This is a genomic window from Chryseobacterium sp. YIM B08800 (assembly GCF_026163565.1).
In the GTDB taxonomy this organism is placed as follows: Bacteria; Bacteroidota; Bacteroidia; order Flavobacteriales; family Weeksellaceae; genus Chryseobacterium.
Genome location: NZ_JAPDKN010000008.1, coordinates 17,257 through 38,087, shown reverse-complemented (window position 1 = coordinate 38,087; position 20,831 = coordinate 17,257). Strand labels below are relative to the sequence as shown.

19 protein-coding genes are annotated in these 20,831 nt (G+C 33.7%); 10 read left to right on the top strand and 9 right to left on the bottom strand.

Translation table 11 applies throughout. The annotated features are described in order from the left end of the window. Nucleotides 1–66 precede the first annotated feature (66 nt). From OEW74_RS04790 to OEW74_RS04770, 5 genes are all read right to left on the bottom strand, one after another. Nucleotides 67–783: a DedA family protein gene (locus tag OEW74_RS04790; protein WP_265427415.1), complete on the bottom strand. Its 717-nt coding sequence runs from the start codon at nt 781–783 to the stop codon at nt 67–69. Nucleotides 784–870: 87 nt separating this feature from the next. Next, nucleotides 871–1,983, bottom strand: coding sequence for a peptide chain release factor 2 (gene prfB / locus OEW74_RS04785; protein ID WP_265427414.1), 1,113 nt, complete (start codon nt 1,981–1,983; stop codon nt 871–873). A 246-nt stretch (nt 1,984–2,229) separates the two neighbouring features. Continuing rightward, on the bottom strand, nt 2,230–3,189 hold the full coding sequence (locus OEW74_RS04780) for a T9SS type A sorting domain-containing protein (protein ID WP_265427413.1): 960 nt from the start codon (nt 3,187–3,189) through the stop codon (nt 2,230–2,232). Nucleotides 3,190–3,490: 301 nt separating this feature from the next. After that, on the bottom strand, nt 3,491–3,796 hold the full coding sequence (locus tag OEW74_RS04775) for a hypothetical protein (protein ID WP_265427412.1): 306 nt from the start codon (nt 3,794–3,796) through the stop codon (nt 3,491–3,493). A gap of 8 nt (nt 3,797–3,804) precedes the next feature. Continuing rightward, nucleotides 3,805–5,154, bottom strand: a complete 1,350-nt coding sequence (locus OEW74_RS04770; protein ID WP_265427411.1) for an AAA family ATPase — start codon at nt 5,152–5,154, stop codon at nt 3,805–3,807. Between the two features lie 168 nt (nt 5,155–5,322). Here OEW74_RS04770 and OEW74_RS04765 point away from each other — a divergent pair, with 168 nt between their 5' ends. Then, on the top strand, nt 5,323–6,225 hold the full coding sequence (locus OEW74_RS04765) for an ABC transporter ATP-binding protein (RefSeq protein ID WP_265427410.1): 903 nt from the start codon (nt 5,323–5,325) through the stop codon (nt 6,223–6,225). Between the two features lie 2 nt (nt 6,226–6,227). Then, nucleotides 6,228–7,073 carry an ABC transporter permease subunit gene (locus tag OEW74_RS04760; protein WP_265427409.1) on the top strand — a complete coding sequence of 282 codons (846 nt, stop codon included), beginning with the start codon at nt 6,228–6,230 and terminating at the stop codon, nt 7,071–7,073. A 237-nt stretch (nt 7,074–7,310) separates the two neighbouring features. Here OEW74_RS04760 and pruA read toward each other — a convergent pair whose 3' ends face one another. The 3 genes from pruA to OEW74_RS04745 form a co-directional block, all read right to left on the bottom strand. Further along, complete coding sequence (gene pruA / locus OEW74_RS04755) at nt 7,311–8,936, bottom strand: L-glutamate gamma-semialdehyde dehydrogenase (RefSeq protein WP_265427408.1); 1,626 nt, start codon at nt 8,934–8,936, stop codon at nt 7,311–7,313. Nucleotides 8,937–9,148: 212 nt separating this feature from the next. Further along, nucleotides 9,149–10,252, bottom strand: a complete 1,104-nt coding sequence (locus tag OEW74_RS04750) for a DNA topoisomerase IB (protein ID WP_265427407.1) — start codon at nt 10,250–10,252, stop codon at nt 9,149–9,151. 205 nt (nt 10,253–10,457) lie between these two features. Next, nucleotides 10,458–10,895: a DUF6526 family protein gene (locus tag OEW74_RS04745; protein ID WP_265427406.1), complete on the bottom strand. Its 438-nt coding sequence runs from the start codon at nt 10,893–10,895 to the stop codon at nt 10,458–10,460. Nucleotides 10,896–11,198: 303 nt separating this feature from the next. On the opposite strand from OEW74_RS04745, the gene OEW74_RS04740 reads away from it, so the two are divergent. Together OEW74_RS04740 and mnmE are read left to right on the top strand one after the other, a co-directional pair. Next, on the top strand, nt 11,199–12,968 hold the full coding sequence (locus OEW74_RS04740) for an aminopeptidase P family protein (RefSeq protein ID WP_265427405.1): 1,770 nt from the start codon (nt 11,199–11,201) through the stop codon (nt 12,966–12,968). Between the two features lie 367 nt (nt 12,969–13,335). Beyond that, on the top strand, nt 13,336–14,721 hold the full coding sequence (mnmE, locus tag OEW74_RS04735) for a tRNA uridine-5-carboxymethylaminomethyl(34) synthesis GTPase MnmE (protein ID WP_265427404.1): 1,386 nt from the start codon (nt 13,336–13,338) through the stop codon (nt 14,719–14,721). A 59-nt stretch (nt 14,722–14,780) separates the two neighbouring features. Here the strand turns inward: mnmE and OEW74_RS04730 are convergent, their stop codons facing one another. Next, nucleotides 14,781–15,479: a DUF1826 domain-containing protein gene (locus tag OEW74_RS04730; RefSeq protein WP_265427403.1), complete on the bottom strand. Its 699-nt coding sequence runs from the start codon at nt 15,477–15,479 to the stop codon at nt 14,781–14,783. Nucleotides 15,480–15,734: 255 nt separating this feature from the next. On the opposite strand from OEW74_RS04730, the gene OEW74_RS04725 reads away from it, so the two are divergent. From OEW74_RS04725 to OEW74_RS04700, 6 genes are all read left to right on the top strand, one after another. After that, complete coding sequence (locus OEW74_RS04725) at nt 15,735–16,289, top strand: phosphoribosyltransferase (RefSeq protein WP_265427402.1); 555 nt, start codon at nt 15,735–15,737, stop codon at nt 16,287–16,289. A gap of 140 nt (nt 16,290–16,429) precedes the next feature. Next, nucleotides 16,430–17,008: an adenylate kinase gene (locus OEW74_RS04720; protein ID WP_210149932.1), complete on the top strand. Its 579-nt coding sequence runs from the start codon at nt 16,430–16,432 to the stop codon at nt 17,006–17,008. A gap of 80 nt (nt 17,009–17,088) precedes the next feature. Continuing rightward, nucleotides 17,089–18,072 (top strand): GTPase ObgE, encoded by a 984-nt coding sequence (gene obgE, locus OEW74_RS04715; protein WP_265427401.1) that lies wholly within the window; start codon nt 17,089–17,091, stop codon nt 18,070–18,072. A gap of 86 nt (nt 18,073–18,158) precedes the next feature. After that, nucleotides 18,159–18,797: a porin family protein gene (locus OEW74_RS04710; protein ID WP_265427400.1), complete on the top strand. Its 639-nt coding sequence runs from the start codon at nt 18,159–18,161 to the stop codon at nt 18,795–18,797. A 77-nt stretch (nt 18,798–18,874) separates the two neighbouring features. Continuing rightward, a complete protein-coding gene (locus OEW74_RS04705; RefSeq protein ID WP_265427399.1) occupies nt 18,875–19,366 on the top strand; it encodes a DUF6438 domain-containing protein in 492 nt (163 codons plus the stop codon). 166 nt (nt 19,367–19,532) lie between these two features. Further along, entirely contained in the window at nt 19,533–20,804 is a 1,272-nt protein-coding gene (locus OEW74_RS04700; protein WP_265427398.1) for a DEAD/DEAH box helicase, read from the top strand. Nucleotides 20,805–20,831 lie beyond the last annotated feature (27 nt).

The window sequence follows — 20,831 nt, the reverse complement described above, 5'->3', positions numbered from 1 at the left end:
AGCAACTTTATAACGAAAAAAATAACCCGCAAAAGCTGCGGGTTAATTTCTATATTTTTAAATTGATTATTTTTCTTTGTCAATCAAATCTTCCAAAACTTCATCTTCCAGTTTCGGATTTCCTTTTGGTGCTCCAAACATAAATTTAAGAACTACAGGAACGGTTGTAATTAAAACAATTACAATAATGATAAACTCTAGTTTTTCTTTCAGGTTGATACCAAACTGATCAAGGAATAATTTATCCAGATAATGCCCCGCAAAAATTAAACTGAAAGACCAAAGAACACCTCCGATAATATTATCGCGGAAGAAAGATTTCTTATCCATCTTCACAATTCCTGCTACAATCGGCATAAAAGTTCTTACCACAGGTAAAAATCTTGCCATAATAATTGCCAAAGCTCCGTTTTTTTCAAAAAAATCGTGTGCCTGATAAAGATATTTTTTCTTGAAAAGCATCGTGTCTTTTTTCTTGTACAAAGCAGGTCCTGTTTTGCTTCCGAACCAATACCCTACCTGATTACCTACAATCGCAGCAAACGCAACCGCACTTGCCAAAATAGTGGTATCTAAAAAGTCACTTCCTGTAGAACCGAATGTTTTAGAAATAATGTCTACCGCATAAATTCCGGAAACAAAAAGCAGTGAATCTCCCGGAAGGAAAAACCCTACAAATAACCCTGTCTCGGCAAATATGATAAACAAAATTACCCAAAAACCACCCATGTTGATATAAAACTCAGGGTTTAATAAATCTCTCCAACTATTGAATTCTTCCATATATAATGATGATGAACAAAAATAAGCTTAATAAAATTATGCTGAAAATATATTAGCATATTTTAACAAAAATGTAAACATGATTTTTTATAGGTCTAGATCATCGTCTGAAACCGCCGTTCCATCAGCCATCAGAAACGCTTTTAGGAATGGTGTAAGATTTCCGTTCATCACAGCATCAACATCTGAAGTCTCATGACCGGAACGTACATCTTTCACCAGTTTGTAAGGGTGCATCACATAATTTCGGATCTGGCTTCCCCACTCGATCTTCATTTTATTGGCTTCAATTTCGTTTCGTGCTTTCAGACGTTCTTCCAATTCCATTTCATATAATCTGGATTTCAAAAGCTGCATTGCTTTTTCTTTATTCTGAAGCTGAGAACGAGATTCTGAGTTTTCAATGATAATTCCTGTAGGTGCGTGACGAAGACGAACCGCGGTTTCTACTTTGTTTACGTTTTGTCCACCCGCTCCTGAACTTCGCATCGTTTCAAATGAAATATCGGCAGGATTGATATTGATTTCAATCGTATCATCCACCAAAGGATAAACATACACTGAAACAAAACTTGTATGACGTTTTGCATTAGAATCAAAAGGAGAAATTCTTACCAGCCTGTGAACGCCATTTTCACCCTTAAGATAACCAAAAGCATATTCGCCGTCGATTTCCAGGGTTACAGTTTTCACACCAGCAACTTCGCCTTCCTGAAAGTTTAGTTCTTTTATTTTATAGCCCTGTTTTTCCGCCCACATATTATACATCCTCATCAACATTGCAGCCCAGTCGCAACTTTCTGTTCCACCTGCTCCTGCAGTGATTTGAAGAACAGCAGAAAGCTCATCACCTTCGTTAGAAAGCATATTTTTAAACTCCAGATTTTCTATTTTCTCTAATAATTGAGGGAAAGATTCATCCAATTCTTTTTCAGAATCGGGGTCTTCTTTTGCAAACTCAAGTAAAACCTGAAGATCCTCAAACTGAGTATTGATTTCTTCATATTCTTCTACCCATTTTTTTTTGGAACGAAGCTGCTTTAGAAAAACCTCAGCAGTTTTGGGGTTATCCCAAAATTCCGGAGCTGCCGTTTTTTCGTCATCATTAGAAATCTCTATCTTCTTTTTATCAATCTGAAGATATTTATGAAGGTCTTCAATTCTAGATTGAACTTCTTTTATCTGGTCGTTATTAATCAAAGCTAAAAAATTTGAAAAGCAAATTTACGGATAAAATCATGAGTTATTAGCAATGTGTGATAAGTAATAGTAATTGACCGAAATAAATTTTAAATCAGCGATTTTTTATAAATGTAACCTGATATTTATTCAAATCTCAAAGAAGACAGGCATATTAAAAAAACAAGCCGATTAATTAAAACCGGCTTATTGCACAATGATTGTTTTTGTAAATTATATAATAATCAAAGTGAAAAAAACTCTATCTTATTTCTTAACTACTTTTTGAGAAGTTAATGTTCCGTTTTTGTTTTTTAAAACAAGGATATAATTTCCTTTATCTAAGAATGAAAGATCTAATTTTGATTGAGGCTGAATATTAGCTTTAATCGTTTTTCCTGCAAAATCTAAAATATCGATTGAAACCATATCTGAAACATCAGCCAAATTCAATTCATTTGAAAAAGGATTCGGATAAACCGATTTTTCTCTCGCTTTTTTCAGATCTGAAACAGATAAATTATTAACCTGAGCGGAAACTCCAAATACATTAATAACTGTAACTGCCGTAGAAGTTTTTTTAACGGTAATAGAAGTAATTGGTTTACTTTGATTTCCAGCACTTATTGCTAATGCAATCTGATAAATTCTTGGGTTTGTTCCTCCCGCAGCGTCTAAAGCATTAGTTCCTCTGTGGATTCTACCAATCCCCTGAATTGCGGCATTTGTACCGCCATACCAATCTTGGAAACTTGTACTCGTAAAAGCTTGTGATGTTCCATCTTGGAAATTTACCGTAATATCTCCCGTAGAAGATCCACTTCCGCTTACCGCAAGAACATATACATTATTTGCCGCTGTTGGTGTTGCCAAAGTAAGAGTCCCTGTGTCGTTTGCATTTGGAAGTCTTAAAGAATTATTTCCAGAATAAGAAGCCAGTTGAAAAGTCAAACCTAAAGTTGCTGAAACGGCAGAAGTAATTAATCCTGTTTCTGGTAAACCATAAGTTAAAGCCGTAGATGAAGATGTCGCTTTAAAGTCTCTTGACATATATGCGAAATTATCCGTGTCTTTATCTAAACTCATTGTCGTAGAAGCTGAAGCATCTCCTACTCCATTTGCAATAACATCTGCGTTAAATCCTGAAACCGCTAATGTTTGATAAGTCTGCGCATTTAACTGAGCCAAAGTTAAAATTACACCAAGAGAAAGTAATTTTCTTTTCATAGTTTTTATATTGAATGTTGATTAGCTTTTTAAATAGATCTAAGTTTTACCTTAGAACAAAACCTCAACAAATATATTAGATGACCTCTGAAAAGTGCTACTCTATGCTCTGAAAGTACATACTCAACACATACTCACCGCTTGTAGAATTGCTTAAAAACTAACATTTGAAATAATTTTAAATATTCTCAACAATAAACACTCAGAATAAAAACAATAATCTCATCAATTACACAAACACTATGAATAATTTATAACATAAAAAAAGAATATATTTAAAAAGAAAATAGTGAAGATTTTACTAAAAAAATTCATTCTTCTTAAAGAGGAAAATAATAAGTATGGCAGAAATATGAAATAAAAAAATAAACAGAAATGCTTTCTTACTTTTAAATTTATCCATTAAAAAACCGTAGACTGGAAATTGAAACAATCCAAGAACAAAAAACAAAAATTTTATATTGTCGGATACAAAAGTTCCAATTAATCCTAAAGGAAAAAGCACAAGAAAAGGAATATAGGTTCCGTGACCGCCGCCGCCAAAAAATAGAACAAATGCAACCAACGGAACCGTCAGCAAAGAAAATAAGATAGTGAATTTATACATTTTTCAGATTATTCCTTATCTTCATCATTATGCATAAAACCAATTTCTCTTCTTGGCTCTTCCACCGTTTGATAGGTTTCCAGTTCAGCTTTTAGCGAGTGAATTCTCATCTGGAAATCATCAAGATTATTGATAATCACATCATTTAAAAACTGGGCAATCTGATTAAGATATTCTTCAGTTAATTTTGCTGCAGCATCACGTAAAGCACCGTTGAGAAGAGTTTCATCAATTTTTAGTTTTTCATCTTTAGTTCTTTGGTAACGGTTTTTAATTCTCTTTTTTAAACTTTGGGTAAAATCGATAAGCATCGTATTGCTGAAAACCTTCATTTTTGCAACCGTTTCTGTCCAGAAAGGAATTTTATCTGCTTTATTATTTTTAAGAATTTTGAAAAGCAGAGAATCTTTATCCAGATTTTTGGTCATCGAATAGAGAATGATTTCTGATCTTTCGGCTGCATTTGGTGGGAATATCGGAACTAAAACATCAAATCTTCCCGGTGCCAGAATTTCTTCATTAATATCAACAACAGAATTGGCAGAACCCACCATCAAAACCCCTTCACTTTCAAATTTTGAAACGTGATGAAGAATAATCTCCTGAGTTTCGAGATTGCAGGAAGCCACATTATTTTCTGCATTTCTTTCCATCATAATTTCATCAAAATCATCAAGGAAAAGCAACACTCTATCTTCGTTCATCATCGATACCAAAAAATCATTGAAATTGGTTTGATTTCCGTCAATAAATGAAGTACCGAGGTAATGTTTTTTAACTTCTTTAAATTTATAATTGATGATTTCGGCAATTTTATTCGCCCAAAATATTTTTCCACTTCCTGGAGGTCCATACAAAATTATTCCTGCAGGTTTGTGAATTCCCCAGTCTTTGGTTTGCTGAGGATTTAAAAACGGTTCTAAAACATCTGAAATATAAAAGAAAAGATCTCTGTAACCGATAAAATCTCTTTGCTGAAGCTTGGTTTTATTTCCGAAATAATTATAGACAAATTTGTAATTTCCGCCTAATTTCTGATCGATCCTATAACTCGAGATCGAAGAACGAAACAATCCGTTATCAAAAATATTTGAAGGGATTTCTTCAATCGCTTTTTCTATTTTTTCTTTAGGCTGATTAATGGTTTCTGCAATTTGCTCAACTGTTTTATTTTCATCTAAATCTTTTTCATATATTTTCAAAAAGTCTACATTTTCACGGGCGAATTTTTCAAAATCTTCTTTCACTTCAAATTGAGTAGAAATACAGTCTATCAAATCAAGATCAAAATCCTGAATAAACTGTTTGATGGCTTCTGCAGAAACCTTTAATTCTTTTGCAAGTTCAATTAACTTCATACAAACATCTTTAAATCAAATGTAATGAAAAAAATTGGTTGTTGGTTGTTAGTTATTTGTTGTTAGCTAAAAGTATTCATCATTTATCATTCATCATTTATATTAAAATTAATCTTCTTTGTAACATTTCACAAAAAAGAGAAACTCATAGTACATACAATATACTACATGGAAAAAATTTTATCAGTAAAGAATCTGACGAAAAAATTCAAAAGAGTCGTAGTCAACAATATTTCTTTTGATGTAGAAAGAGGTAATGTTTACGGTCTTCTCGGTCCCAACGGAAGTGGAAAATCTACTACTTTCGGGATGCTGCTTTCAACAATCAATCCTACAAGCGGCGACTGGTTTTGGTTTGGGCAAAAAGGAACAACTCCTGAAACGCTTAAAAAAATCGGAGCCATTATTGAGCAACCCAACTTCTACCCTTACTTAAGTGCAGAAACCAATCTGAAAATTGTTGCCGAGATCAAAGGAACTCCTTTTTCGAGAATTGATGAAGTTTTAAACACAGTTAAGCTTTTAGAAAGAAAAAAAGATACGTTTAAAACCTTTTCTTTGGGAATGAAGCAACGTTTGGCAATTGCTTCTGCTTTGCTCAATAATCCTGAAGTTTTGATTTTGGATGAACCAACAAACGGTTTAGATCCTGAAGGAATTATTCAGATTAGAGAAATTATCGGATCGATCGCAAAACAAGGCATTACCATTATTATTGCAAGTCACCTTTTAGATGAAATAGAAAAGATTTGCAGTCATGTAATCGTTTTAAAAGAAGGTAACGCAATTTATTCGGGAAGAGTAGATGAAATTACCAGCAACCAAGGCTTTTTTGAATTGAAAGCGGATAATAATTCTGCACTTTTGCATGCCTTGGAAGAACTTCAATGGTTTACTTCGATTTCTACAGAAGGTGAACTCGTAAAAGCACAGGTTCGTGATGATGCATCGATTTCTGCATCAACCTTAAACCAGAAACTTGCTGAAAAAGGTATTTTCTTGTCGCACTTGGCTAAGAAAAAACAATCGCTTGAAAATCAATTCCTTGAACTTGTAAAAAACACTAATTAATCATGATGAAATTATTAAAATTAGAATATTATAAAAATCTGAATTATACACCTTTCAAGGTTTTTACCATTATGTATTTTGCTATTTTGGTGATCTTTCTTTGTATTGGTTTAATTGATCTGAAACTTTTCGGAGATACCATCAATTTAAAAGAACAAGGAATGTATAACTTTCCTGAAATTTGGAACTTTACCACATACATAGTAGCATTATTAAAAATATTTTTAGGATTAATTATAGTTTTCTCAATCTGTCAGGAATTCAGCAACAGAATGTTTAAGCAGAATACAATTGATGGTTTAAGCAGAGAAGAATTTATTGGATCAAAGTTACTAACGATTAGTATTTTTACAATAATTTCAACAATTATTGTATTTGCTATTACTTTGTTTTTAGGTCTAAAATATTCAAAAACTACAGAATCAGCATTGGTTTATAAAGAAATGTTTTTCATTGGAAATTATTTTTTAAAACTGTTTGCGTTCTTTTGTTTTCTAATGTTTTTATCAATTCTTTTAAGAAAATCGATCTTTGTTTTCCTTGCATTTTTTGTAATTTGGGTTGGGGAATCTATTCTTGGCGGAATTGAAACTTACACTAAAGTAGCAGGAACACAGGCTGCTCAGCGAAACGAAATTCTACAACATGAATTTTTCTTTAGCAAGCTTTTCCCTTTGGAAAGTATGTCTAATTTAATTCCAAACCCGATGTTGAGATTAAATATGGCTAAAATGCTCGGTTTAAAATATGAGTTTACTTACCCTACAGAAAGTCTTATTGCATGTTTGGTTTGGTGTGCTTTATTTATTGTAGGATCTTATTTGATTCTAAAGAAAAGAGACTGGTAGATTTATTTTATATTATTCAAAATTAAAAGTGATTCAAATGAGTCACTTTTTTGTTTTACTTGATTATTTCATCGGGCTTTACCCGATGCTTTGATAAATCGTCCTTTCAGGACTCTGTCATTCAAAATATTTGATTTTAAAAATTCTAATATCTTATAATAAAAAAGCCCCGAAATAAAATTCCGAGGCTATATTTATACAGGCAAAAATTACTCATTGCCAATTATTCATTACTTATTAACCAAGATATGGGTATTTGTAATCTTTAGGAGAAACAAAAGTTTCTTTGATAGATCTTACAGAAGTCCATCTTAGTAAGTTCATTTTAGAACCAGCTTTGTCGTTTGTTCCTGAAGCTCTACCTCCACCGAAAGGTTGCTGACCAACAACTGCACCAGTTGGTTTGTCATTGATATAGAAGTTCCCTGATGCATTTTCTAACGCTTTGAAAGCTTCCTGAGTTGCGTATCTGCATTGTGAAAATACAGAACCCGTTAATGAATAAGGAGAAGAAGAATCAACAACTTTTAAAGTTTCAGACCAGTCTGCATCTTCATAAACGAAAACAGATAAGATAGGACCAAAGATTTCTTCAACCATACTTTCATATTGAGAATCTGTAGTTTCAATAACTGTTGGATATACGAACCATCCTTTAGAATCATCAGCTTTACCACCGATTACAACGGTTGCAACATCTGAAGCATTTGCTCTGTCGATATAACCTTTACATTTTTCAAAAGAATTTTTATCGATCACTGCATTCACAAAGTTTGAAGGATCTTCCGGAGAACCTACTTTAATTGAAGTAATCTGAGATTCCATTACTTTTTTTACATCAGCCCAAAGAGATTGAGGAATATAAGCTCTTGAAGCAGCAGAACATTTTTGTCCCTGATATTCGAAAGCACCTCTTACCAAAGCCGTTGCAACAGCTTCTACATTTGCAGAAGGATGAGCAATTACGAAATCTTTTCCTCCAGTTTCTCCAACAATTCTTGGATACGTTCTGTAGTTGTGAATATTGTCCCCAATCATTTTCCACATTCCTTGGAAAACTTTTGTAGAACCTGTAAAGTGAAGCCCTGCAAAATCTCTGTGAGCCATTACTTTCTCAGCAGTTTCTTTTCCGTCTGTAAAAATCATGTTAATAACCCCTGCAGGAAGACCCGCTTCGATCAACACATCCATAATTACTTTTGCAGAATAGATTTGCTTATCTGAAGGTTTCCAAACTACAACGTTTCCAAGCATTGCCATACAAGTTGGCAAGTTTCCTGAAATTGCTGTAAAGTTAAATGGAGTTACTGCAAAACAGAATCCTTCCAACGGTCTGTACTCTACTCTATTCCAGATTCCTGCATCGGAAACCGGTTGCTCAGAATACATTTCTGTCATAAATTCTACATTGAATCTCAAGAAATCGATGAATTCACAAGCTGCGTCTATTTCAGTCTGATGAACGTTTTTAGACTGTCCGATCATTGTTGCTGCATTGATAACGTCTCTGTAAGGTCCAGCTAAAAGGTCAGCTGCTTTTAAGAAAATTGCTGCACGGTGTTCCCATCCAAGCTCGTTCCATTGTTTTTTTGCTGCTAAAGCGGTATTGATGGCATCATCTACATGCTGCATCGTTCCTTTATGATAAAAACCAAAATCGTGTGCATGATCTTGTGGAGACTGAAGCTTTACAGTATCACCTGTTTTTACTTCTTTACCATTGATCACCATTGGGATTTCTATCTTTTCTGCCCACATTTTTTTGTAAGTTGCAAGAAGAGATTTTACTTCTGCTGATCCCGGTTCGTAAGAAGTTACCGGCTCATTTACTGCAAATGGTACTTGCGAAATTGCTTTTGACATATGAGTTGTATTGTTTAATTTTTGCTTTTTTACAAATTTACAACATTTAAAATTTATTTTGAATAATTGTCAAAGGTGAATTTTGCTTTGCAAGTGAAAAGTCGATTGTCAATTTTGCTTTGCAAGTAAAGGGTGAATTTTAAATGAATTAAGTTAAATTTTAATCAAAAAATTGACAAGCAAAGCGAATCGAGCTTTCACAATTCACATTCTTACATCTTTTCTTTTTCCAGAATTTTTAAAACCAATTTCTCTTCATGTGTAAGATCAGCTTTCCCGTCGTTTTCTTCAATTACTTCAAGCTCGTCAAGATATTTTTTGATGGTATTGTTTTCGTAAAGGTTGATGACTAAAGGATGTACATAATATTTTCTGCAAACTGTACTTGTATTTCCCAGATGTTCTGCAACAATATCTAATGCAGCTTTTACTTTCTTTTTATACTGAGAATTATTTTCAGCGTAGCCGATTTCTCTAAAAGCAATTAAAGCATTCACCGTTCCAGACCACGTTCTGAAATCTTTTGCTGTAAAATCTTCACCGCTAATTTCTTTAATATAATCATTCACCATTCCCGAATCTACAGAATGTCTTTTTCCCTCGTCATCAACATATTGAAACAGCTCTTTCCCAGGAATCTCTTTGCATTTTATAATTAGTTTTGCCAATCTTTTGCTTTTAAGATTGACATTATGCATCACACCTTTTTTACCTTTAAATGAGAAATTAATTTTTTGTCCTTCAACTTTTACGTGTTTCCCTTTTAAAGTAGTCAAACCAAAAGAACCGTAGAGCTTTTCGTAAATATTATTACCAATACGAATATTGGTACGTTGCATTAAACTGACAATCAAAGCCAGAATTTTTCGCTTTTCAAAATTTCTTAAAGCTAAATCTTTTTCAAGCTGCAAACGAATTTCTGGCAAAGCATAACCAAACTGCAGCATTCTGTAAAATTTCGTATGATTTCTCAATGCGCTCCAAAGAGAATGATATCGATATTGTTTTCTATTTTTTACGTCAAAACCTGTTGCCTGAAGATGACCGTTGTCTAAAGCACAAATCCAAACATTTTCCCAAGCCGGAGGAATTACCAAACCATTAATACGCTTGATCTCTTCTTTATCCTTAATCTTTTCGCCTTCTTTAAAGTACTGAAACTTTTTGCCTCTTTTTCTACGAATAATACCGGAAGTTTCTGCATCGGAAGTGTAAATAAGATTCACTGCCTTTGCAGAAGCTACCGGATCTTTCATAATTTTCACAATCTTCGATGGCTTAAGATGAGAAATAATCTCTAAGTCTGATTGTTCCATAAAATTTGGTTAAGAGTTCTTACCCCGAGAAAATAGCCATACTAAAATCCCTACTACGCCGACAACCAAAATGATTCCCCACCACATTCCGGCCTTAAAGATTGTTTCCACAGCTTCGCAGCTTGTAAGTAGCATTAAACTAAGAATAGTCATGCTGTATAAAGTCCACTTTTTCATAGTAATATAATTTAGGTTGTTAATTATTTTAAATTCGATGGTGATCTGGTCTCCATTTTTTAATAGATTTTTTGATTTGATCTCCCGAAATATTTTCGTTTAAAGCTTTATATAAAAGCTCTTTAAATTCTTCATCATAAGCAAATCTCAAAGCAGCAATCTGACCAAAACTAAGCTTTTCTTCCACCTCATCTGATCTTTTGTTGAACAGTTCAAAATATCTTTGCTTAAATTCGAGCCTTACCAAACGGTTTTGCAGTCCCAATGCGTAATGTTGGCGCACCATAATTCCTAAATAAAGAATTAAAAATATGATGATCGAAAACAGCAACCATAAAAGTTGGTTTTCGGAATCTGCGAAGATTTTATAAACCCCAAAGATCTCTGCGATGAGCAACAATGGCAGGTAAATAAAATGATGCGGCGGATAAAATTTTAAGTGGTTATTATAGTTTTGCGTTCCCATATTGCCGATACTGCAATAATCTTTCCAAAAAATAAATTTCCCGTAATGAAGATTATGATGTGGTATCTAAAAGGCTTGGATGCTTGATGAGGGAGCAGGAAGTAGTTGCTCGTTTCTTTATAATTAAATAGTCATTATTGAATTAAAAAAATTATAAAAAAATCGAAAATCTAATTTTATATTTCTAATTAACTTCCCTCTCCCCGCTTCCAACATCCAACAAACTCCTTCAAACTTTGTCCATTTTTTACTCTTGAAATCAGCATTAATTCGTAACTTTCCATCTTTAAAATTGATAAAAAAATGACTTCAAAGGAAAAAGTAGCTGCTCTTCGTGAAGAAATGCAGAAAAATAATGTTGATGCATTTATAGTATATTCTGCAGATCCTCACATGAGCGAATATTTACCCGAAGAATGGCAAGAAAGAGCCTGGCTTTCAGGTTTTCTTGGTTCTGCAGGTTTTGTGGTAATTACTAAAGATAAAGCCGGACTTTGGACAGACGGAAGATATTTCACACAAGCTCCCATTGAATTGGCAGGTTCAGGAATCGACCTTTTCAAAGACGGAATGGAAGGAACTCCTAATTATATTGATTGGATTATCTCTGAAATCCCAGCTAACGGAAAAGTGGCAGTCAATGCTCTGGCAACATCCCATTCAAACTGGGAACTTTTATACCAAAAACTGAATGCAAAAAATTTAACTTTAGTAGATTCTCCTTTATTAAAAGAAGTCTGGAAAGAAAGAGGAACACCTTCAAAAAATCCAATTTTTGTACATCCGCTTGACAGAGCAGGAAAATCTGTAACTCATAAAATTTCTGCAATCCGTCAAAAAATGGAAGAGCAGGAAGTTACCGTTCATGTCATCTCAAGTCTTGATGATGTTGCATGGACCTTGAATTTAAGAGGAAGTGATGTAGAAAGCAATCCTGTATTTTTAGGATATATTTTGATTACTAAAAATGATGCAATTCTGTTTACAGATCTCGAAAAAATGGAGGTTGAAGCAAGAAAACAAATGGATGAATCATTCGTAAAGATGATGCCTTACGAAGAATTCTACAATCATCTTAGAACGATTAAAAACGAAAACATTTTAGTCTCACCAAATAGCAACCAATCGATTTTTGAAGCTTTAAAAATTGACAATAAATTTGTAAAAGCTGCTGTTCCAGGAAATCTGATGAAAGCTCAGAAAAATGAAACTGAGTTGGAAGGTTTCAGAAAAGTAATGGTAAGAGACGGTGTTGCAATGGTAAAATTTCTTTACTGGTTAACGCACAATGCCGGAAAAGAAACCATGAACGAATATTCTATTGGTAAAAAGCTGAGAGAATTCCGTGCTGCAGGCGAAAATTTTGTAGGTGAAAGTTTTGGAAGTATCATTGGATATAAAGATAACGGTGCAATGATGCATTATTCTGCAAAAAGCGAAGGAAGCAAGGAAGTGACCAATGATGCAAGTATTTTGGTTGATTCTGGAGGTCAATATTTAGAAGGAACTACAGATATTACAAGAACTTTAGCTTTGGGAGCTGTTTCTGAAGAATTTAAAATCAATTCTACTCTGGTTTTACAAGGAATGATCCGTTTATCGATGGTGAAATTTCCAAAAGGGACAAGAGGAGTTCAGCTTGACGCGATTGCAAGACTTCCTTTATGGATGCATGGGAAAGATTACAATCACGGAACAGGTCATGGAGTTGGAAGTTTTATGAACGTTCACGAAGGTCCTCAAAATATCAGAAAAGATATGAATCCGCAGGAGCTTTTGGTTGGAATGGTCGTTTCAAATGAACCGGGATATTATCTGGAAGGCGATTATGGAATCCGTCATGAAAACCTGATTGCTGTAAAAGAATCCGAAACTACAATTCACGGTACATTTTACGAGTTTGAAACATTAACTTTCTGCCCGTTCTTTAAAAATGATATCGTAAAAGAAATTCTTTCTGAGGATGAAATCAATTGGCTGAATTCTTACCATAAAACATGTGAAGAAAAACTGGCTCCACATTTGGAAGGTGAAGTAAAAGAATGGTTCTTATCACTTGTAAGCCCACTTTAGAAGAATAAATCATTAATTGTATTTCTAATATTTTAAAATAACAGTACAATTATTAAACTCATCGTCCTGTAAAGAAATTTGCGGGACGATTTTTTTATTGTACACAACCGTATTTTTACGGTATTATTTATGAGGAATATCCTGAAAGAAAATAAATTCTTATCAACTACTTTTGTGCAAGCAAAACCAATCACAATTATATATAAAAAACTAATATCCTTTAACGTTATCTCTATCTAATAGAGGTGACGTTTTTTTTTAGTTTGAATCTTTACTTAAACTTGTTGCGATTAACAAAACTTTTAATCAATCAATCTGTGTGTCGATTAACATAAGAAATTTTCATTTAAAACCGTAAATTTGCAAAATGAATCATGACACTATCTGCGCACTTGCCACAGCCAACGGAATCGGAGCCATAGGAATTATAAGAATTTCCGGTAATGATGCAATTCCTGTTTCTGCTAAAATTTTTGACGGTAAAAATCTTGAAAAAGCGCAGTCTCACACTGTTCATTACGGGTTTATAAAAGATGGAGATGAGGTAATTGATGAGGTGATGATTTCTGTTTTTAAAGCTCCAAAAACTTTTACAGCAGAAGATTCTGTAGAAATTTCTTTTCACGGTTCACCCCATATTGCTAAGAAAATCCTTGAAGTTTTAATTAAAAACGGAGCAAGAATGGCAAAAGCCGGTGAGTTTACAATGCGGGCTTTCATGAACGGAAGAATTGATTTAAGCCAGGCTGAATCGATTGCCGATTTGATTGCTTCAGAAAATGAAGCTTCAAGAAAAGTAGCTTTAAACCAACTAAAAGGCGGAATTACTAATGAAATTTCTTTTTTAAGAACTGATTTATTAAATTTCGTTTCTTTAATTGAATTGGAACTCGATTTTGCCGAAGAAGACGTTGAGTTTGCAGACAGAACCGCTTTGAATCAACTGCTTAATAAGATTGAAGCCAAATTAAATTCTCTTATTGAAAGTTTCCAATATGGAAATGCCATCAAAAATGGAACCGCCGTTGCAATCATCGGAAAACCAAACGCTGGAAAATCTACCCTTCTTAATGCTTTGCTAAAAGAAGAAAGAGCAATTGTGAGCAATATTGCCGGAACGACGAGAGATACGATTGAAGAAATACTTCACATCAAAGGTCATGCGTTCAGATTAATTGATACTGCAGGTTTACGTGAAACTGCCGATGAAATCGAAGCAATCGGTGTAAAAAAAGCAAAAGAAAAAGTTGAAAATGCCAACATTCTTGTTTACCTCGCTGACGCAGCCACAGAAAACTTTTCTGAAGACATTGAAATGATAAAGTCTCTGCAAAGAGATGATTTGAAACTGATAATCTGCGCAACAAAAATAGATGAAGTTTCTCCTTCTCAATATGAACTGGTGGAAAATGTTTTCAGAAAAGAAATCTCACAAGATTTTGATTTCATCACCATTTCAGCCGTTGAAAACCAAAATATGCAAGATTTAAAAGACGAATTATCTTCTTACGTAGAACAGCTAAAATCAGAAGAAAGCAACGTAATCATCACCAACCAACGCCACTTTGAAGCTTTAGGAAAATCTTTAGATGCCGTAAATAAAGTAAAGGAAGCGATTATTTTCCAAATTTCAACCGAATTATTAGCCTATGAACTAAGAAATGCTTTAGAACATCTCGGTGAAATTTCAGGAGAAGTGACAAATGATGAGGTGTTGGGAAATATTTTTTCTAAGTTTTGTATCGGAAAGTAAAAAAACATTCAAATCATATTAAAATACAGCCACACCCAAAAGTGTGGTTTTTTAATGAATCAACAAATCAAAAGCAAACGATATTCCCCATCATTTTCTAAAGGAGCTCTGTGAACACAAGGTAAAACCTCTTGCGAAGGATGATCTACCGCCAATCGCCAAAGATTTCCTATTCCTAAATTTGTTGGAATTGCACCAAATTTTGCTTCATAATGAAGATCGAAAAAATTTTCTTTAAAAAAGTCTTCTAATTCTTCCTCAGATCCGTCGTGTAGTTCTCTGAGTTTTTCTCTGATTTCTGGAATCAAAATTTTCTGTTCGACCTGATCATTAGAAATAATATCGCTTGCTGCGCCATGATAAGTACATAAAAAAGTATCAGTACCAATTGGCGAACGATCTACATGAAAAGAATACACATCTGTCGAAATGAAATCAAACTCATCATCTCGTTCGTAGCTTTTAAGTAAATTAAGCGAAGGCGATGCTCCGAAATCTGTCAATAGCTGTAAATCATTTAAAATAATTTCTCTTGCTAATATTCCTTTTTCTGATAGTTCCAAAGCTAAAAGATCTTCAATAGAAACTTCTGTAATGTTTTCTTTTAATTGTAGTTTAGAAACAATTTCCTTAAAATCTCCATACAAGTTTCGGTTCCAACAGATTGCATTCACCGTTCCTTTGAATTTGGTGTTTATTAATTCGGGGAAAGAAGAAACTACTCCAACTTGATTGTTATCAGAAAATGTATTGCCCATATTTTAGAATCAACCATTTAGTCGTTTAATTCTTTTTACAAAAATAAAAAATTCTGTTTCGTCTTCTATGATTAAAATTTTCACAGCATCAAATTTATAGATTCAATTTTGAAGAAAATATGAATTAAAATAGCGTTAAAGATAAGATTTAAAATAAATCATTATTCATAAAATAATGTCGATAACAATACATAAACAAAAACTACAAAATATTTTAATCTAAAATCCGTAACTTTGCGCCCTACGAAAAATTTTATGGAAAGTATTCAAGTTCACGACAAAACTTTTGTTCCCTATTTAAAGGATGCCGAAATTCAGGAAATTGTAAAGGCAACCGCTCTAAAAATCTATGAAGATTACAAAGACGAAGTACCTGTTTTCATTGGTGTTTTAAACGGTGTTATCATGTTTTTTTCAGATCTTCTTAAACATTATCCAGGACCTTGCGAGATCGCATTTATCCAGATGAGTTCTTATGCTGGAACAGAATCTACAGGAATTGTTTATCAGAAAATGGAACTTACTAAAGATGTAAAAGACCGTCACATCATTCTTGTAGAAGACATCGTAGATACAGGAAATACTGTTGAAAGTCTATTCAAATATTTCAAAGAAACACAGCGTCCGAAATCTGTTAAGCTGGCTTCATTCTTATTGAAACCTGAAGTTTATAAGAAAGATTTCAAGCTGGATTATATCGGAAAAGAAATTCCAAACAAATTTGTTTTAGGCTACGGATTAGATTATGATGAACTGGGTAGAAACCTATCGAATCTATATCAATTGGAAGACGGACAAATCAACCATTAAACGCTGTTGGCTATGAGCTCACAGCTTTTAGCTTAAAAAAGTAAAATAAAGAAATAAATTTAATAATAACTAAAAAAGCTGAAAGCAAAGTTGCAAACCGCCAAAAGCAAATTGCCCATTGCCCAAAGCAAAACAACATTATGATAAACATTGTTCTGTTCGGTCCTCCAGGAAGTGGAAAAGGTACTCAAGCGCAAAACTTAATCGAGAAATTCAATTTAAAGCAAATCTCAACAGGTGATCTTTTCAGATTCAATATGAAAAATGATACCGAATTGGGAAAACTGGCAAAATCTTACATCGATAAAGGAGAATTGGTTCCGGATCAGGTAACAACAGATATGCTGATTGACGAAATCAGAAAACCAAGCGATGCTGCAGGATTTATTTTCGACGGATATCCTAGAACTGCAGTGCAGACAGAAGCTTTGGAAAAAATTGTAAAAGAAGAACTGAATGATAATATCGATGTTTGTCTTTCTTTAGTTGTAGAAGACTCTATTTTGGTTGAAAGATTACTGAAAAGAGGTGAAATCAGCGGGAGATCTGATGACAGCAATGTAGAAATTATCGAAAACAGAATAAAAGAATACTACACAAAAACAGCAGAAGTAGCCGAGCTTTACAAACAACAAGGTAAATATGTAGAGATCAACGGTGTAGGAGAAATCAACGAGATTTCAGAAAAACTTTTTGCTGAAGTTCAAAAATTTGCATAAATTTTTGATTCATTATTCAAAGTTCAATATTCAAGGTTGGGAACTTTGAACTTTAAACCTTTAAACCTTGAATTGAAATTATGAGCAATTTTGTAGATTACGTAAAGATTCATTGTAAAAGCGGTCACGGAGGTGCAGGTTCTGCCCATCTTCGTCGTGAAAAATATATTCCTAAAGGTGGTCCTGATGGAGGTGACGGAGGTCGCGGAGGACACATCATCATGAGAGGAAATGCCCACGAATGGACTTTACTTCCTCTTCGATACACCCGTCACGTAAAAGCGGAACGTGGTGAAAACGGAGGAAAAAACCAGTTAACAGGAGCTTTCGGAGAAGATGTTTACATCAATGTTCCAATCGGAACAATTGCTAAAAATGAAGACGGAGAAGTTGTAGGCGAAATTCTGGAAGATGGCCAGGAAATCATCTTGATGGAAGGTGGTAAAGGTGGTAAAGGAAATGAATTTTTCAAATCATCTACCAACCAAACTCCGCGTTTTGCTCAACCAGGAATGGATGGGCAGGAAGGCTACATTGTTTTCGAACTTAAAATCTTAGCTGATGTAGGTCTTGTAGGTTTCCCAAATGCAGGAAAATCTACGCTTTTAGCTTCAGTTTCTGCTGCAAAACCAAAAATTGCCAATTACGCATTTACGACTTTAACACCCAACTTAGGAATCGTTGATTACAGAAATTACAAATCTTTTGTAATGGCAGATATTCCGGGGATTATTGAAGGTGCAGCAGAAGGTAAAGGTCTTGGTCACAGATTCTTAAGACATATTGAAAGAAATTCAATTTTATTATTTTTAATTCCTGCAGATTCTGAAGATCATTTTCAGGAGTTTAAAATTTTGGAAAATGAATTGAAAGAATACAATCCTGAACTTTTAGATAAAGATTTTATTATCTCTGTTTCTAAAGCCGATCTTTTGGATGACGAGCTGAAAAAAGAAATCGCTGCAGAGTTTCCGGAAAATAAGAAACCATTATTTTTCTCGGGTGTTACCGGGGAAGGTTTAACGGAATTGAAGGATGCCATTTGGAAAAGGCTTCACGGATAAAAAAAAAAATTGTGCTGTAATCATTGATTGCAGCACAATTTTTTTTACAAATCTCCGTTTCATTTTAAATTAAACTTAAAAAAATTATGACTAAGAATTTTTTTTTAGCCCTTTCCATCACTATTTCGGGATTTATTGGTGCTCAAACTCAAAAATCTAACTCTGACGCAGATTTTAAATTTGGTGTAAAAGCAGGTTATTCTTTATCCAACATGAAATTTTTTGATGACAAACTCGATTCAAAATCTTATTTCTATGCAGGATTCGTAGCAGAAAAACCTCTTTCATCAAAAGTGGGCATTCAGGCTGAAGTTTTATATACTCAGATTGGCGGTACAGATTCTCTTCCTTTGGTACAGCTTATTGGCAGCGAAATTGTAGAAATGGGAAATGTTGATTTTAATTATCAATTTACTCAGATTCAGGTTCCGGTTTCAGTAAAATACTATTTTATTCCAAAATTTTCGGCTTCTGCAGGAATGAATTTCGGCTTTAATCTTTCTGAAAAAGTTAAAACCGATGGAATTGTAAATGGTACAGATTCTCAGGATTTAGTTGACTATAAAACACTAAATCTCTTCCCTTTTCTTGGCGCAGAATATAAAATAACAGATCAATTTTTTGTTGATGCGCGATACAATTTCAACTTTTTTGATACGCACAAAAATGGTTTTGAAACAAGAATTGGTTTTCTGCAAGCTGGTGTAGGATATAGATTTAATTAAAACACACAAGAGAAACTCAAAAGGTTTCTCTTTTTATTTGGAACGCTTATTGAAAGACATTTTTAAAATTTAAAACAATGAAATATCTACTAAGCCTATTTACAATAATCTTTCTATTATCATGCTCTTCTCAGAAAATGTCTACTTCAAAATACTCAACCATAGAATATGAAGCAGGAGCATGTTTTGGTTCTTGCCCGATTTTTAAAATGACTATTAATCCAGACCGAACAGCTGTTTTGGAAGCCGAACATTTTAATTTTTCGAAAGGATTTTCAAAAGGAGAATTTGATAAACCAAGAGAAGGAACATTCAAAACAACTATTAAAGAAGCTGATTACAAAAAACTGATTACACTTCTTGACGGTTTAGATATAAAAAGCCTTAATGAAAAATACGGTTCAAGAAATATTACAGATTTACCAACTTCATATCTGAGAGTACAATTCAATGACCGATCATCTAAAAACATTGAAGATTACGGTAAAAGAGGATCTGAAAAATTGATAACCGTTTACCAATTTTTCGAGAATTTAAAGCACAATCAACAGTGGGAAAAGGTTCAGTAATTACACTTAAAATTATTTAAACTATCTTTGCAACATATTTCGCGGCATTCTCAGCCAAATAGTAATTAATATTACTTAAAAATTCTGTTAAAATTTTTGGCAGATCTGCTAAAAAATGATGAAGTATACTGCTTCGACCGCATTATTTTAATACACAATACACATTTTGTTATTTACAGACTTAAAATTAATTAAGCCCATTTTAGATGCGCTTCAAATTCAAGGTTACGAAAAACCTACTCCCATTCAGGAACAAGCAATTCCATCGATTCTAGAACACAGAGATGTACTTGGTACAGCACAAACAGGAACAGGTAAAACAGCAGCCTTTGCAATTCCTATCCTGCAAAACCTTACAGAAAGAAAAGGGCCGAAAAATAATCATATTAAGGCATTAATTCTTACTCCAACGAGAGAATTGGCTATACAAATTGAAGAAAGCTTCAATGCATACGGAAAAAATTTACCCTTAAAACAACTGGTAATTTTCGGTGGTGTAAAACAGGGAAATCAAGTGGCAGCTTTGAGAAAAGGCGTTGACATTTTGGTAGCAACTCCGGGAAGATTGCTAGATTTTATTGCGCAGGGAATTATCTCTCTTAAAAATCTTGAAATTTTTGTTTTGGACGAGGCCGATAGAATGCTTGACATGGGTTTTGTACACGATGTAAAAAGAATTATTAAACTTTTACCTCAAAAAAGACAGACGCTTTTCTTCTCTGCAACAATGCCGACTGAAATTCAGAAATTGGCAGATTCTATTCTGAATACTCCTATAAAAGTCTCTGTAACGCCGATTTCTTCGACTGCAGAAACCATTAAACAATCTATTTATTTTGTAGATAAAGATAAAAAGCTGGATCTTCTTTCTCATATTTTACAAAATAAAATTTCTGAATCTGTTTTAGTTTTCTCAAGAACAAAACACGGAGCAGATAAAATTGCTAAAAAACTACAAGCCGCAAATATTCCCACAGAAGCGATTCACGGTAATAAATCTCAAAATGCGAGACAAAATGCTTTAAATAATTTTAAATCAGGAAAAACGCGTATTTTGGTGGCTACAGACATTGCAGCAAGAGGAATTGATATTGATGAGCTGAAATATGTGATCAACTTCGAACTTTCGGACGTTGCAGAAACTTACGTTCACCGAATCGGAAGAACAGGTCGTGCCGGAGCTGAAGGAAGTTCGCTTTCGTTTGTTGATGGTTTAGATTTATTAAACTTAAGAGATACGGAAAAGCTGATTGGAATGAAAATTCCTGTGGTAAAAGATCATCCTTATCACACCGATAATTTGGTTGTAGAAAAAAGAGATTCAAACAACAAACCTTTTACGCCGAGACCTAAAAAAACAGGTAGCCCGGCTCAGCAGAGAAAAGATGTTGGTTTTAAAAAGCCAAAAAATAAAAGTAATTTTTCCAGAAAAAAATAAATAGAAAAGCCTTCCGAATTGGAAGGC